The 14,700-nt window shown below is 41.4% G+C and carries 13 protein-coding genes and 1 pseudogene; 2 read left to right on the top strand and 12 right to left on the bottom strand.

Annotated features, from left to right (window positions below; translation table 11 throughout):
- Nucleotides 1-584 precede the first annotated feature (584 nt).
- Nucleotides 585-1,457 carry a methyl-accepting chemotaxis protein gene (locus DSM465_RS0116985; RefSeq protein WP_035498686.1) on the top strand — a complete coding sequence of 291 codons (873 nt, stop codon included), beginning with the start codon at nucleotides 585-587 and terminating at the stop codon, nucleotides 1,455-1,457.
- A 19-nt stretch (nucleotides 1,458-1,476) separates the two neighbouring features.
- Entirely contained in the window at nucleotides 1,477-2,937 is a 1,461-nt protein-coding gene (locus DSM465_RS0116980) for an aldehyde dehydrogenase family protein (protein ID WP_029761856.1), read from the top strand.
- 344 nt (nucleotides 2,938-3,281) lie between these two features.
- Here the strand turns inward: DSM465_RS0116980 and DSM465_RS0116975 are convergent, their stop codons facing one another.
- The 12 genes and pseudogenes from DSM465_RS0116975 to DSM465_RS0116920 form a co-directional block, all read right to left on the bottom strand.
- Nucleotides 3,282-3,500, bottom strand: coding sequence for a hypothetical protein (locus DSM465_RS0116975; RefSeq protein WP_029761855.1), 219 nt, complete (start codon nucleotides 3,498-3,500; stop codon nucleotides 3,282-3,284).
- Between the two features lie 69 nt (nucleotides 3,501-3,569).
- A complete protein-coding gene (locus tag DSM465_RS0116970) occupies nucleotides 3,570-4,319 on the bottom strand; it encodes an N-acetylmuramoyl-L-alanine amidase (protein WP_078172655.1) in 750 nt (249 codons plus the stop codon).
- Nucleotides 4,319-4,579 carry a hypothetical protein gene (locus tag DSM465_RS0116965; protein WP_029761852.1) on the bottom strand — a complete coding sequence of 87 codons (261 nt, stop codon included), beginning with the start codon at nucleotides 4,577-4,579 and terminating at the stop codon, nucleotides 4,319-4,321. Before DSM465_RS0116965 ends, DSM465_RS0116970 begins: the two co-directional genes overlap by 1 nt.
- Nucleotides 4,576-4,803: a hemolysin XhlA family protein gene (locus DSM465_RS0116960; protein ID WP_418251387.1), complete on the bottom strand. Its 228-nt coding sequence runs from the start codon at nucleotides 4,801-4,803 to the stop codon at nucleotides 4,576-4,578. Before DSM465_RS0116960 ends, DSM465_RS0116965 begins: the two co-directional genes overlap by 4 nt.
- 11 nt (nucleotides 4,804-4,814) lie before the next feature.
- On the bottom strand, nucleotides 4,815-4,991 hold the full coding sequence (locus DSM465_RS19475; protein ID WP_155121010.1) for a hypothetical protein: 177 nt from the start codon (nucleotides 4,989-4,991) through the stop codon (nucleotides 4,815-4,817).
- A 13-nt stretch (nucleotides 4,992-5,004) separates the two neighbouring features.
- Nucleotides 5,005-6,705, bottom strand: coding sequence for a phage tail protein (locus tag DSM465_RS0116950; protein ID WP_051358548.1), 1,701 nt, complete (start codon nucleotides 6,703-6,705; stop codon nucleotides 5,005-5,007).
- 79 nt (nucleotides 6,706-6,784) lie between these two features.
- Nucleotides 6,785-8,137, bottom strand: coding sequence for a hypothetical protein (locus DSM465_RS0116945; RefSeq protein WP_152524574.1), 1,353 nt, complete (start codon nucleotides 8,135-8,137; stop codon nucleotides 6,785-6,787).
- Nucleotides 8,138-8,194: 57 nt separating this feature from the next.
- Nucleotides 8,195-10,414 carry a glycosyl hydrolase family 28-related protein gene (locus DSM465_RS19710; protein WP_201768439.1) on the bottom strand — a complete coding sequence of 740 codons (2,220 nt, stop codon included), beginning with the start codon at nucleotides 10,412-10,414 and terminating at the stop codon, nucleotides 8,195-8,197.
- 17 nt (nucleotides 10,415-10,431) lie between these two features.
- Nucleotides 10,432-11,238 carry a phage tail family protein gene (locus tag DSM465_RS0116935; protein WP_029761847.1) on the bottom strand — a complete coding sequence of 269 codons (807 nt, stop codon included), beginning with the start codon at nucleotides 11,236-11,238 and terminating at the stop codon, nucleotides 10,432-10,434.
- Complete coding sequence (locus DSM465_RS18480; protein WP_051358546.1) at nucleotides 11,238-12,713, bottom strand: phage tail protein; 1,476 nt, start codon at nucleotides 12,711-12,713, stop codon at nucleotides 11,238-11,240. Before DSM465_RS18480 ends, DSM465_RS0116935 begins: the two co-directional genes overlap by 1 nt.
- A gap of 289 nt (nucleotides 12,714-13,002) precedes the next feature.
- Nucleotides 13,003-14,460 (bottom strand): annotated as a pseudogene (locus DSM465_RS0116925) (hypothetical protein); the annotation flags it as partial.
- 13 nt (nucleotides 14,461-14,473) lie between these two features.
- The coding region (locus DSM465_RS0116920) for a hypothetical protein (RefSeq protein ID WP_029761843.1) at nucleotides 14,474-14,700 on the bottom strand (227 nt) is incomplete at its 5' end.

The raw sequence follows: 14,700 nt of genomic DNA, 5'->3' as shown, positions 1-14,700 counted from the left end.
CCTTCCATTTCAAACTTAATTATTTTTGCTCACAGCATGGGTAAACAATACTTTACGATTATTGATTTTGTAAGGTTTTTCGAATTATTTAACCTGATTAAAAAGTAACCCACTATAAAATTGTGGGTGTTTTGTGGGTGACCCACAAGTATCTAATCAGAAGGCCGGAGTCTTACTCCGCCTTCTTTTTCTCTGTTAAAGAGACCTACTCAAAGCGGTATAATATCCTTCTTGAATGCACGCCTCGATCATCGTTCTGGACAGATATCACGTATCGATAAGAGTGTAGACGCGATACGGTTTCGTCATCAAGAGAACAGGTTTTACATTTGTTGGGAGCAAACAATCCATTTTCTTGATTCCAGATAACTTTTCATTTCTCTCCTTAAAGGCCTCATAAGGAAACGACAAATTTATTGGGTTGCACCGTGTCCATTTAAAAGTGGTATCTTCTCGCCTATTTAAGATAAAATTTACAAAACTCCTGCTGATCACGATCATATGTCATATTATTGCTAAAATTTTTCACATTAGTTCCGATAATAAGATTAGTAGAAAAAAATTTCTTAAGGAGGTGGCGTGAAGTGAAAAATGTGGCAGAAAAGGGAAAAACAAATGTTGAGGATGTAGAGTTACTCGATGCGTTTCTAAAAGTGGCCCCATACCTGAACCAACTTGTACATGAAGACATTACGGTCGGAATTTATGACACAGAAAAGTTAATTGTTAATTATCCGGCTAAAACATTCTCTTTAAATGTACAACCTGGTGATCCTTTACAAGAAGGCGACATCATCACAAATGCGATCAGACAAAACAAGCTTCTCTCTGCTATTGTTCCAAAGGAACTTTTTGGTGTTGACTTAATTGCAAAGGCAATGCCTATTCATGACCATAACGGTCGTATTGTAGGCGGTATTGGAATCGGAGTTAATATGGAGAAGGCTATGCAATTATCGGAAATCTCTTCTAATCTTTCAGCAGTCGTGGAGGAAGTAACTGCAACGATTCAATCAATGGCCGATTCCATCACCGAACTTTCTAATGAAATAACAACAGTTTCAGAAAAGGCTAAAGAAGTAGCCGAAAATGTTAGTAAAATTGAAGGGATTTCGAATTTGGTAAAAGAAATTGCGGATCGAAGTAATTTGTTAGGACTAAATGCTGCTATTGAAGCTGCAAGAGCAGGAGAACATGGTAGAGGTTTTTCCATTGTAGCGGATGAGGTACGGAAAATGGCCAACACCTCGAAACAACATGTCGCAGAAATCAATGAAAAAACAAACCAAATGAAGAATCTTATTAAGCAGCTAAATGATTTTATTCAATCAGTAAATGAAGAATCGAGTGCCCAATCAGCAGCTATTGAAGAACTGTCTGCTACAATGCAAGAAATCAATACAAATATCCAGATGCTTGCAGAAATAGCGAGACAAAATATTGAAATAGAGAAATAAAATTGGGGGGGCTAAATTCATGGTAAATTTCAAGTTATTAAATAAGCAATATATCAGTGGAGAATGGAAAGATGGTACTAGCAACAGACAACTGGTAGATTTTAATCCATACAACAATGAAATCATTACAACATTTACATGTGCTAGCTTAAAAGACGTTGATGAAGCTTATCAATCCGCAAAAAAAGCCCAAAAAAAGTGGCAACATACGAATCCTATTGAAAAAAGAGCCGTTTTTGAAAATGCGGTAAAATATATTGAAGAAAATAAGGAATCTATCGAAAACATCATTATCGAAGAACTTGGCGGAACAAAACTGAAAGCAGCTTTTGAAATTGATCTTGTTATCAATATTATCAAAGAAGCATCTACATATCCTTTTCGAATGGAAGGAAAAATTTTACCATCACCAGTTGATGGGAAAGAAAATCGCCTATATCGTATTCCGGTTGGAGTTGTCGGTGTGATTAGTCCTTTTAACTTTCCGTTTTTCCTTTCTATGAAATCGGTCGCTCCTGCATTAGGAGCAGGGAACGGTGTTGTCCTCAAGCCGCATGAACATACACCTATCGCCGGTGGAACGCTCATTGCCAAAATTTTTGAAGAAGCCGGTCTTCCAAAAGGCCTACTAAATGTTGTTGTAACTGAAATTGAAGAAATTGGCGACGGATTTATTGAACATCCAATTCCAAGGGTTATTTCATTTACAGGCTCGAGTAAAATTGGAAAACATATCGGGGAAGTTGCTGGGCGTCATTTGAAAAAAGTTTCATTGGAGCTGGGAGGAAATAGTGCTCTGATTGTCTTGGATGATGCTGATATTGATCTTGCTGTCAGTGCCGCGGTTTTCAGCCGCTTTACACATCAAGGCCAAATTTGTATGTCAGCGAATCGCATTATCGTTCATGAAAAAGTATATGATGAATTTTTAACAAAATATGTACGTAAAGTGGCCAGTTTGAAATGCGGTGATCCAAGAGACCCTGAAACAATTATTGGACCATTAATGAATGAACGGCAAGTTCAAACGATTGTTAACCTTATTGAAACAGGTATAAAAGAAGGCGCAACACCTATTTTAAAAGGAGAAGTGAAAGGAAACGTTGTAGAACCAGTCATATTTACTGATGTTACGCCTGATATGACGATTGCCAAGGAGGAGCTTTTTGGCCCGGTTGTATGTATTATGAAAGTCGAAAATGACCAGCAGGCGATTGAGTATGCTAACAGCAGTGATTTTGGTTTAAGCGGTGCTATCCATACATCAAATATTGAACGCGGAGCGGAGATGGCGAAACAGATTGAAACTGGCATGATCCATATTAATGACGGAACCATTAATGATGAACCAGTAGTTGCATTTGGTGGAGAGAAAAATTCAGGTTTAGGACGACTCAACGGCTCGTGGAGCTTGGATGCATTTACAACTCTTAAATGGATTTCCATTCAACATACACCGAGAAAATACCCATATTCGTGATCATGATAGAGTCGGTATCCGTCGTTCACTAAGTGAGTAAATCGCTCATAACTCTTTGATACACAAAGGGTTATGAGTGATTATGTTTTCTCATGTATTCTTACCGGAGCTTCGAGAAGGTCATTGAAAAGCATTTTGATTGAAAGTCTTTTTTAAATTTTTTACATTTTTCTTACCTAAGCCAATGTTTCTATCGAAAAACTGATACAGATTGTTCAAAACAATCATCAAGACGATAACGGATAAAAACTTTCTAAAAATAGGAAAGAGAAAGTTGGGGAGCTTTTTCTTTCAGCTTGTCGACAAAGCTAAAAGCTCAGCCCTTCTCCGATGAGAAGGGCTTTTTACTTGGAATCATCTTCAGCGTCCTCGTGGAAAAACGGATATTTCAGGAGCATTTTCTGGAATAGACCTTCATCCTTGATTGGAAGTCGACGCTGTGGAGATTTGTAGTAGCATTTCTGATGCATGACAGTGTTGATGATGTCGAGGAAAATCTTATCGTCTGGATGGACAATCTCTGAACAAACGGGACAACGCAGTCGGCCGACGATTTCAAACATGGCATCACCTCCTCAATATTCCATTCCACAAAAAATAAAAAAAGCCCTGCCGGGTTGGCAAGGAAGCAATTATTTCAATAATCCAAGTCTATCTAAAATTATGGCCAATTGTGCTCTTGTAACCGGTTCATCCGGGCCAAATCGACCATCACTATGGCCTTTGATGATTCCTGTTTTTATTGCTTTTCGAATGCTTTCCTCTGCCCAATGGCCAGTGATGTCGTCCTTCACGGTATCTTTTTGCACTGTGATTTGCCCTCCTTTTTTCTTAAGTCCGAACGCCTTCACAATCCCTTGAACGTGACCGTGCGCCACTTGCAAAAGGAACTGCTCGCTTTTGAGTTTTGCCGCGTCATTGGCGTTGTCGATAAACAAGTTTTCTGTCAGTAAAGCAGGCATTTTCGTTTCGCGCAACACCGCATAGTTGGCTCGTTTCTTGCCGCGGTCCCGTACTCCGCCAATTGCTTTCATAATCTCGGCATGAATCACATTTTGATATGCGATTGTCGCTTGACTGACGTTACCGTTGTAAATGTATGACTCGAAGCCTGTGCCGCCACCGGCGTTGATATGGATGGAGAGGAAAAAGTCAGCTTTCCAATCGTTCGCGATTTTAGCGCGTTGGGAAAGGCTCAACGACTGATTGCCTGTTCGCGTCAGTTTAAGTTGTACGCCCTCGTATTCGCTCAACATGTCATAAATATGTTTGGCAATCTTCAATGTCAGTTCTGCCTCTTTCAAACCGTTAGCCACTGCGCCGGGGTCAAGATTTCCCGTTACGCCTTCATGGCCGGGGTCAATCACGATTTTTTTTACCATTATTGATCGCCTCCCGCTTTTTCAATTGCATATTTGATTGCCGCCACCGAACCAATGCCGTATAAAGCGTATTTCAGCCCTTCGATCAGCACATCAAACGAAAAGGCGCGGCTCTCGAACGCCGAGAACGCCACGCCTAACACAACCGCGACAATCGGGATATAACGATTAGGAATTTTGGCCGCCTCACGAATTGCATAGAGCAAAACCGCCAACGCTACATAAGCCGTAAATTCAATAGACAAGATAGCTTCCATCATTGAACCCCTCCTCGAATAATAAAAGACAGCACCGCTCCTACGATGCCGCCGATAATTAAACGTAAAATCCACGTTGTGTTGCTTTTGATCGTTGAAATGTCCTCCTTCATGTCACGGATATTACTCTCCGCAACGGCTAAACGAGTCTTAATATCGACAACATCATTGCGGAGCATGTCCACATCTGCTTCCAGTTTCGCAACACGTTGTTCCAATCGAATCACACCTTTCTAAACTATTGCTGTTGAACCGGCGCGATGAGTTTGATTGCTTGTTTGTTCACAATGACATTCCCAATCGCAATCATCATGAGTTTTGGATCGTTCAATCTCTCGGCTAGTGTAGCCGCGTTATAATCCGCCATTTCAGCAGTAATACTTGTCCCGTCATGTAAAAAGAGTTGTACCGTCATACTTTATTCCCTCCTATGCAGGTGTATATGGAATATATCCGACCAGTGACCCGTTGAGATATAGATTCAGCCGCTTGCCTGTTGTATATATACCAAGTCTAATCGCTTGACCGGAGCTCGGTTTGACATATTCATAGTCCGAATGAACGTGGCCGGAAAAAGAAAACGCGCTCGCATGGTATCCGTCAAGTGTATCCGCGTTTCCGGCGTTCGGGACGTATGAAGGGGCATTTGCACCATATATGACTTGTCGTGCTGTTGAAAGGTCAACCGTTGCCCCTGCGCCGTCCGGTGTACTAAATTGGACGCCTAACCCGGCATATATAAAAATTTGGCCCATGCTGTCCATATATAAATGATCGCTTCCGGCCAGGACACTTATAGAAGCGCCCGAACGGAAGTTTACTGCCTTGGCAGTAGCATAATCGCCCGGCGCACCAACCCATAGGGCGCTGTTTACTCTTGTAATTCCATCCAAGTTAATTTTCTCCGCCTCAATCGTCACGGTCGTTGGCGTCTGATTAATCCGCGAGACAATCTCGACTCCGTTATAGTCAGAGTAGGATACTTTTTGTTCAATTTGATTTGCTTGTATGACCAACTGTGCTTCTGCGTTACCTAAACGACTGTCAAGAGATTGGACAGAAAGCTGTATATTGTCTGCTTCGATTTGAAGCGTTGCGATACTTTCGTCAATCCGTTCGACTTCGAGTGTGATACGTTCGTTTGTTTGTTCGATGCGGGAACGTGTTTCTTTCTTGTTTTCTTCGATGTCTATTTTCGTTTCAGTCAATATATCAGTGAATACACGCTTTTTGTTTGACAACGTGACGACAGGGCTACGCTTCGTAAATGGATAGCGCTTGATTTCCATCACGCGTGTTTGAAAATCAATGCCTAATGGTTCATAAATCACCCATACCCGATCACCAAGTTCTACATCAAACCCCAATTGCGATAATTCTAGTTCAATGGATACCTCTGGCACGTCAACGAGTTCTTGTTTCAGTCGCTCTAACAATGATTCCGCAATGGTGTATCGGTCGTCTTTGATTGGTTCGGCATATCTTGTTCCGTATATCGCTTCGTTTGGTGAATGGTACTCTACAACAAGCCCATTGGCGCCATATCCTTTGATCGCAGTCGCTAGCTTCGTCGTATCAACAGATTTTTTGATCGTTTTTATGTTGTGCTTATACCGGAATTGTTCATCTTTATCTGCTCCTATTTGTTTAGCAAAGCGTAAATGCTTGCCAGGCATGATTTGAACTTCACAGCCGAACGCATCGCAAATCTGCCTAATGAGCGCAACGACATTACCTTCACCAAAGTTCGGAATAAACGCTGATTGTGTCACATCTACATTTTCAAATGTCCAGCCCGTGCCGGTGAGTGCATATGTCACGAATTCGTCTAGCGTATGTGTTCCTCCGAACGTGCCTTCTTGATAGTGGTCAACCAAGTCAAAGAAAATGTGCTGCGCGTGTACTTCTTTACGGTCGCGGACTTCCGTCATCTGTTTAATACGGAATTCGTGACCGTCTAGTTCGACGGTTGCTTCTTCTTGCACGAGTGGATAGGCGTGTTCATTGTTTTTGGTGTTGAAACAGACAAACGACAAGGAATATTCCCCGTTTACCTGTTCCATATCCTCTACGCCATTTACATCCGGTAGTGGTTCAGTCTGTCCTTGTAAATTGGTAACGACTAACATCAGTTCACCCCTTTCATGGGAATAGAAAAAGGATAGAGGATGTAAAATAGCCCCCTATCCTTTGGATAAAAGCGTCATTTTATCCAGGGATCTTTAGGTTTGATTTGGTATAACTTGTATTATAAGCAATATTTCGTTTCGGTATCATATTATAAGCCATGCCTAGAAATAACCATGTAGAAAGATAAGAGTATTCAGGTACTGAAATCATCATTGAAAAATAAATAACAATTAACGCTGCTTTTAATCCGATATTTTGATAAGTATTTTCTAACTTAAATACAGGATAGAAAAATAACAAAGTAAAAAGAACAAAGCCTACAATACCGTTATTAACCAATAAAGTAGAGAACATATCCGTAGATCTTACAACTCCAAACCCCATCCCGAATATCTGTGTGAATAGAGGTAAATTTTTATAAAAGTCCATATGATTTGTAAAAAGCATAAACCTTTCTATTCCAGAATCATTACTAAGACTCAATTTTTCTAATATTGTCGCATTAACAAACATGGAAATGAAATCCCAATTTAATAAACAAACAATTAACCCAATTACTATGAGAAAAAGAACGATTTTATCTTTTACCCCAAAATAACGTATTCGAATAAGGGTGTATATAATTATTCCGATATATGCAGTAGTTGATGTTGTTAGTATTAACGTTATAAACAAGAAAAGGTGTATAAGAATCTTTTTCTTATGAACAGAATATATCCAAAATGGTAATACCGTGAAAGCGTACATTGATGGTTCGCCAGTGAGACTTTTTAATCTCTGTAACACCAAAGAACCTATACTAATTGTTTGAAACAAACTACCTGAATGCGTGCCGTCACCGAAAGTTCTGTTACTAATGAAATCGCCATTTTCATGAAACAAAAGAAAGTATATTACTTCATAAACCCCATAAATCCCAAGAATACAAACACCTAAGAACAAAAATTTATCCCAACTTTGCTTGTAAAAGTTCTTTACAAACACAAAAGTAGCGGCAGCAGCAAGCAAGTACAAAGATTGAGTAAACATTGATTTTCTTAATACTATTGTTGATATATCCTCATCATCGATGATTCTTACCGTAGAAAAATCAGGATTAAATTTAACATCAAGCGACAAATAAAGTTGTCCAATCAAATTAATACAAATAAAGATGTATAAGAAGAATAGTAAATCGCGTATATAGTTGATTCCTTTACCTTTAAACTTAGTTAGAAAAGGGACTACTCCAATCGACAACAGAGCGAAAATATAAGCAGGAGTAGTACCTTGAATAGATGGAATAACAAGAAAGGATGTTATTGGTAATACTATAGCCCAAAGTTTAAAATACTTATCAATGATTGTTGAACTGTTTACACTCATAAACAACCCTCTATCCAAATTTACATATTCATTTACAATTCCCCCTAATATTTTATTATCTATCATGTTATATTACCAGCTATAAATTTACGTTTTTTACTTAATGTCACAATTAATCTTCCTTTACGATTGGATAAGCCCAAAACCTTTCCATGTCCCAGGCGAACCTGACGCTACACATATCCAACCTACATAACCATTAGCAGTTGGAGCGCTGTTCCATACAATATCTCCTGTTCTCCAAGTACCAGATGTCGGTGCTGCTGTCGCAAAAACCTGCTTGCGAGGATGGTTAAAAAGTTGGTTTGTGGTAGAATCCGATGAAATGTAAATATCAGCGGCTTTCCAGCCTAGAAGTATATTATTCTCAATCACATGATTCGAAGATGATACAACAGCAATACACCTATTTTGCGCTTTGTTCTTTCCATCGATGATATTATCTTTAATAATTGAACCATCACTTCCAGTATTTAGCTGTATACAATCTATAACTGCTGAGTCGCTTTCAGTATATTTGTACGCATAGTTTGTAAATTCGTTCCCTATACAAACAATTGGGTTATATGCCCAAATTCCATGATTTTGTGCTCTATACACTCTATTTGATATGAAGTATAGATATTTACTTTCAAAAGTAGTAGCACCACCATTGTTCACATTTAAGAATGTATTACTTTGTGACGGTGGATTTGGGTCGTTTGTGTATGGGTAATAAAAAGTACCTGTACCAAAGTAAAAACCTATACCACCAGCATGGTGAGAAAATACTGCCAATGTATTACAAGCATCTGCAATCCAGTTTGTGACTTTGATATTATTAGCCGCACCTCCGATTGAACCGTCAGTGAAATGTAATAGTGCTTTATATCCCCGAACAAATGCTTTATCAATATTACCGAAATCGTGTCTACCGATTTCAATTCCAATCCCGTTTTGCCAAACCCATCGTTTTAAATCTAACGCAGGCGTACCATAATAGTTAGGATTAAAATGAACTCTGTCAATATGTGTTACATCAATGCAGTTGTTAATAATTATTCCTCGATAAAGAGGGAAGCCATAAACATTTGAAATGATGATTCCGCCCGTTCCATTTGATAAATCAATGCCTATATATGCATTACCAATACCAATATTATCTATAATCGTATAGTTAACATTTGAACCTCCAATTGCGGCAGGGTAGATGACAATATTTTGTCCACTCATGTCTTGTTGCGGATAATAAAATTTTAAACCTCGTACTTCGTGTCTGCCTTGTAAGTTGAAACAGTATCCAAGAGTATGATATACCTCAAATACCGCTTTCCCGTTTCCGTTTAGATTAACACCCCACGGAACATCAATCTGCGCACTTACTTTGTATGTCCCTTTTGGGAAAAATACAGTTCCACCTCCTTGTGAATAAGCATAGTCAATAGTTGCTCGTATCGCGGCTGTATCATCATTTTGCCCATCGCCTTTTGCACCGAACTCTTTTACACTAAAAACGCTCTCGGTCTTTTTATTTAAAATTCCAATTTTATTTTGAACGTCAGTGATTGCATTGGCGTTATATTGTTGTGTCCATACCCATTGCGTACCATCCCAGCGATAGATTTTACTATCGTCAATGGTTTGTACGGTGTCACCTAACTGTGGATTCGGATATGTCGTCGCAATATCTGCATAGGTGTTCACCGCTGTGAGCCAGCGTGTTTTGTTTTCATCTCCGACTTGTTTTGCATAGTCTCCTTGCTCTTTAGCATAGTCGCCTTGTTGCTGGGCATATGTCGCTTGCGTATTCGCATTATCAGCCGCATCATTGGCATTGGTTGCCGCTTCATTTGCTGATTGTGCCGCATTTTGCGCATTCATTGCTTGCGTATTTGCATTGTCAGCCGCGTTGTTAGCATTCGTTGCGGCTGAATTCGCATTTGTTGCTGCGTCGTTGGCACTTGCTGCCGCATTATTTGCGTTTGTGATTGCAATATTAGCATTTTCTATTGCAGTATTTGCATTATTTACTGCCTCGTTTGCTGCTGCTAACGCATTGTTTGCATTATTTACCGCTAAACTAGCTGCATCACCTTGTGATTTTGCGTAATCTCCTTGAACCTTCGCATAATCGCCTTGTTGTGCCGCGTAATCCCCTTTTTCTTCTGCATAGTCTCCCATTTGTTGAGCGTATATCGCCTGCGTTTCTGCTTCATGTGCAGCTTCTAATGCTTGTTGTGCCGCTTCGCCACCGATCATCCGTATATCATGCTCGATGTCGTCAAAGTTAGCATTGAGGTCATTTCTAAAATTGCGGTCGAATGGAACTCCTAAATCACGGTATGGATATTTCATAGATGACATGCTGCATCACCGTCCTCCTATAAGTAGTAAAAACGGAAGTCAAACGAAATCGTAAAACTTCCGCTTGCTCCCGTTATGATGAAGTCATTCCAACCTGGCTTAATCGTAATCAGCTTGCGATTGGTTGCACCAAATATCGATGTCCCATTTTTAAGCGCACGCACACCATCCAGTGTGATTGTGTCACTAGCAGTCGTAGCTCCGTTGTATTGCCATGTGTCGCCTGTTGTGACGTTTGTAATCTTTAGATTCGTCGACGCTCCAGTGAATGTGATTTTTAACGGTAACACACGCGGGTCAATGTCAATATCACCAGCATTGTAAATACAAAACGACGGCGTATTGTGTACGTATTTCAGATCATCAGCTTCAATCAACCCCTGCCCGATTTGCCAAAGCTCCGCGTCAAACGTGAACGGGTCTAGGGTGGTTCCGATGGATTCGGCGTATGGATTCGGCGCCGTAAATTCCACTTCAAACCTGCCGTAAATCGGCGGGAATTTTTCAATGTCAAAGTTATTCGCTCGCACGAGCCAACGCCGCTTTTGGTTTGGTTCATGAAAATAGAACAATTCTTTCGTCGAAAAAATACGGAACACTTCATTCCGCAGCAACGGAAAGTCGTGTCGGTCGACCGCGTGCATAAAAAAAGACGCTCGTATTTTACGACCGTCATAGGTAGTGTCGACTTCGACATATCCATCACGACCGTCAATTTCTTCTGTCACAACGCGAACGGAGGGTGAGGAAATGGAATGAGTTAGGAGTTTGATTCCGTATTGTTCTGTATCAATCATAGTTCCATCTAGCCTTTCGATAATCATCATTTCACCCCGTTCATACGCAGTCTCGTGTTCATACGGCTTCCAAGTTCACGTTCGATGATGTCGACCATCGTATACGCATCGTTGATATTATTGCCCTTGTAGTTCAGCGTAATGTTGATTGCCGGTTGTTGCTGCGGCATTTCTCTTGCGATCAACCCCGCAATTTTTCGTGCATGTCTGCCTTCAAACGGTACAATTGCCTCTTCCACATCACCAAATCCAGCATTTCCAAAGACAATAGGTTTTTCAAACACACCACCGATTGCGTGCCAGTTGATCGAGAACTTCGGAATTTTAACGGATAAATCACCGATGCCGAACGATTTCCAACTTACGTTGATGTCCGGTAGTTTCGGTTTCGGGATTTTGATAGACAACCGGGAAAAGGCGTTTTTAATTTTATCGATGATGCCTAAAACTGTATCTTTTGCCTTTTCAATCGGGCTTGTAATAGCACTTTTGATTCCATTCCATACGCTTGCCGTTGTCGATTTAATGCCGTTCCACACATTTGAAACTGTAGAACGGATGCCATTAACAACGTTGGAGATAGCCGATTTAATCCCATTCCATACAGACGACGCCGTGCTTTTCAGACCGTTCCAAATACTAGTCAGCGTCGATTTGATCCCATTCCATACATTTGAAATCGTTGAACGAATACCGTTCACAACATCCGAAATCGCCGACTTAATCCCGTTCCACACAGACGATGCTGTACTTTTTAAGCCGTTCCATATGGATGTTAGCGTGGATTTTATCCCATTCCAAACAGAAGTTACGACCGAACGAATAGCGTTGAAAATGGTAGATATTGCTGTTTTTATGGCATTGAATACTGTACTTGCTGTTGTCTTAATCGCATTCCATACAGTCGTCAGTGCCGTTTTAATTGCATTCCATACCGTTGTAAAAATGGTTTTATAGATGTTCATCATCGTCGTAAAATACGACTTTAATCCGTCCCATACCGCCTTCGCCGCTGCTTTAATTGCGTCCCATGTTGCTAACAAAAACGCTTTGATTTTGTCCCAATTTTTGTAGACGAGAACGCCTATTGTGATGAGCCCAGCAATCGCCGCTACCGCTATTCCAATTGGCCCTGTCAGGGCAGCAAATGCGGCGCCCAATATCGGAATTAGAGCCGATATTGATGCGAATATTGGTGTTAATGCCATCATAGCTCCCAAGATAATTCCGATTGCCGAAGCAACCGCTGTAATGGTTGCTGCCAATGTTGGATTTTCCGATACCCACTCAGCGATTTTAGAAACAACATCAGCGATGACACTTAGTAATGGTTCAGACGCGGTTTTTAAATCTTGAAATGCTTGCTGTAGCTTAACGGCGGGAGACTCATCCATCTCTGAAACTGTTTGATTCAACTGTTCCTGATTGTTTTTCGCATCCCCTAGGTGTTTGTTCATGTTGAGGATCGTTTCGGCAATGTTGTCGCCTTGGTCTTCCCACATGGTCAATTTGTTATCGCAAAGGCTTTTTATCCTTTGCTTCCGGAGGTTTCCCTCATACCCTGTCACGGGATACGGCTGGTCAATTCCAGCCCGGTTCGGCGTACATTTTCAACCTCAAAAGGTTGCCGGACACTCTTGGGCGGATTATTGCTCCCGTCTAACGCTCACCGCCTACGCTCTACGGTGCAGGGTGGTGTTCCCTGTTACCTCGGTGTTAGCATACCTTCCTAAAAGGTGGCTCTAGCCTCCACCGAATTTGCCCGGTTTTACTTCGGCACAGTCTTCGTTTACCGAAAATAGCCACACCCAGGGCGTTGCGCTTTGTCTCGTCTTTGACGTTCATTAACGCTTTGGTAACTTCTTGCATCGCTTGGCGTCCTTTATCGCCGCCAGCAGCAACAGCCTGCCCCCATTCCTGTAATTGTTTCGCAGAAATTCCTGTTCCCTGTAATAACTCTTTCGTTGATTTGTCAACCTCTTGACCGAACTCCGCGAGACGGATTCGACCCTCCTTGAGACCATCGAGCAGGTTGTCGATGTTCCACGTCCCTGTTTCGACCCCTGCAGCGAAAATCGCCTGAATTTCTTCTGCTTCAAATCCGGCACGTTGCAACTGTTGCCCGTATTCAGCGATGATGTCCAATTGTTCGGGCGGGAATCCGATTTTTAATAGTGAATTAACAAGGCCGAGCGCTTCCTCGTTCGTGATATTCAATTCTGATGCGATCTCGTGCGTTTCTTGAATCAACTCGGTAAAGTCAATTCCTGAATAGGCTCTTGCAACAGCCGCTGCCCCTTTGACAATTACGGTGTTCGCTTCGTCACTGGCGTTTTTGTTCAGTGCCCATTGACGGCGCACGCCTTCAAGTGCTGCTTCCGCATCCACGCCGTACGCTTCGATTGACCGAACCGCTTCCTTTATGGCCTTTTTGGATGATTCCGGCACATCGAAAGCGACATTGATTTTTGCTTCAAGATCAGAAACATCGAGAGCCTTTTCAATCGCTCCGGCGATCCCACCACCGGCAACGAGCGCACCAGCAACATTTTCAAGTTCAACACCGAGATCACCGACTGATTCTTTTGCTTCATTGGCTTCTTTCGATAGCTCTTTGAGCTCTTTTTGTACTTTTTTTAGTGAATTTCCATCATCGACAGATGCCAACGTCTTTTTTAGTTTCTCTAAATCAACATTAGAACCTAATGCCTCTTGTCCAATTTTTTTGATTGCTTCATCCAACTGTTTTGATGAAGCTGTGCCATTTTTGATTGCGTTGACTAGTTTGCTACCCAAAGCGTCGGAAAAATTGTCAACCGTCTTGCCGGTTGCCGCGAATAGCGTTTCTAGTTGTCGTGTAGATTGAGCGATCCGCTTTTGTTCTTCCTCGGTCTCGCGCAAAGCATCTTGAAAACGGCGCAACTCTTGCTGCGTTTTTTCAATTTCACGTTGAAACGCTCTATATTGCCCTTCACTGATTTCCCCTCTCCGGAATTGTTCGTTGACTTGTTGCTGTACACTTTTCAAGCGATTCAGCTTCTCGCTCGTATTTTCAATCGCTTGGGAAAGGAGTTGTTGCTTTTGGGCAAGGAGAGTGGTGTTAGAGGGGTCAAATTTTAAAAGACGCTCGATTTGCCGTAACTCCCCTTGAATCTCTTTGCCCTTTTTATTGACGTCTTCAAGCGCCTTTCCCAGTTTCGTGGTGTCGCCTGATATAACTACTGAAATACCCCTTACTGTCTCTGCCATATTCTCACCACCTTTATGCAAAGAAGGCGTCTATATCCGCCTGTGTCGCCATTCTGCGACGTGGTTTTTGTTTTCCTGTTTCCTGTTTCACATAGATGTTGACAAATTGAACAAGTTCGTTTACCGTCAATTCGTTCATTTCAGTAAACGAAAGACCAACACGCTTACCCATGACCAATAATTCAAGGTCGGGACGTTTTAGAGGTTCAGCATTACTTTCGTTTTGCTCCCCCTCCGGCA

Origin of the sequence: Geobacillus thermodenitrificans subsp. thermodenitrificans DSM 465, from assembly GCF_000496575.1 — a bacterium.
GTDB lineage: Bacteria > Bacillota > Bacilli > Bacillales > Anoxybacillaceae > Geobacillus > Geobacillus thermodenitrificans.
The sequence above is the reverse complement of the archived record's forward strand: the minus strand, read 5'-3'. Positions and strand labels throughout refer to the sequence as shown.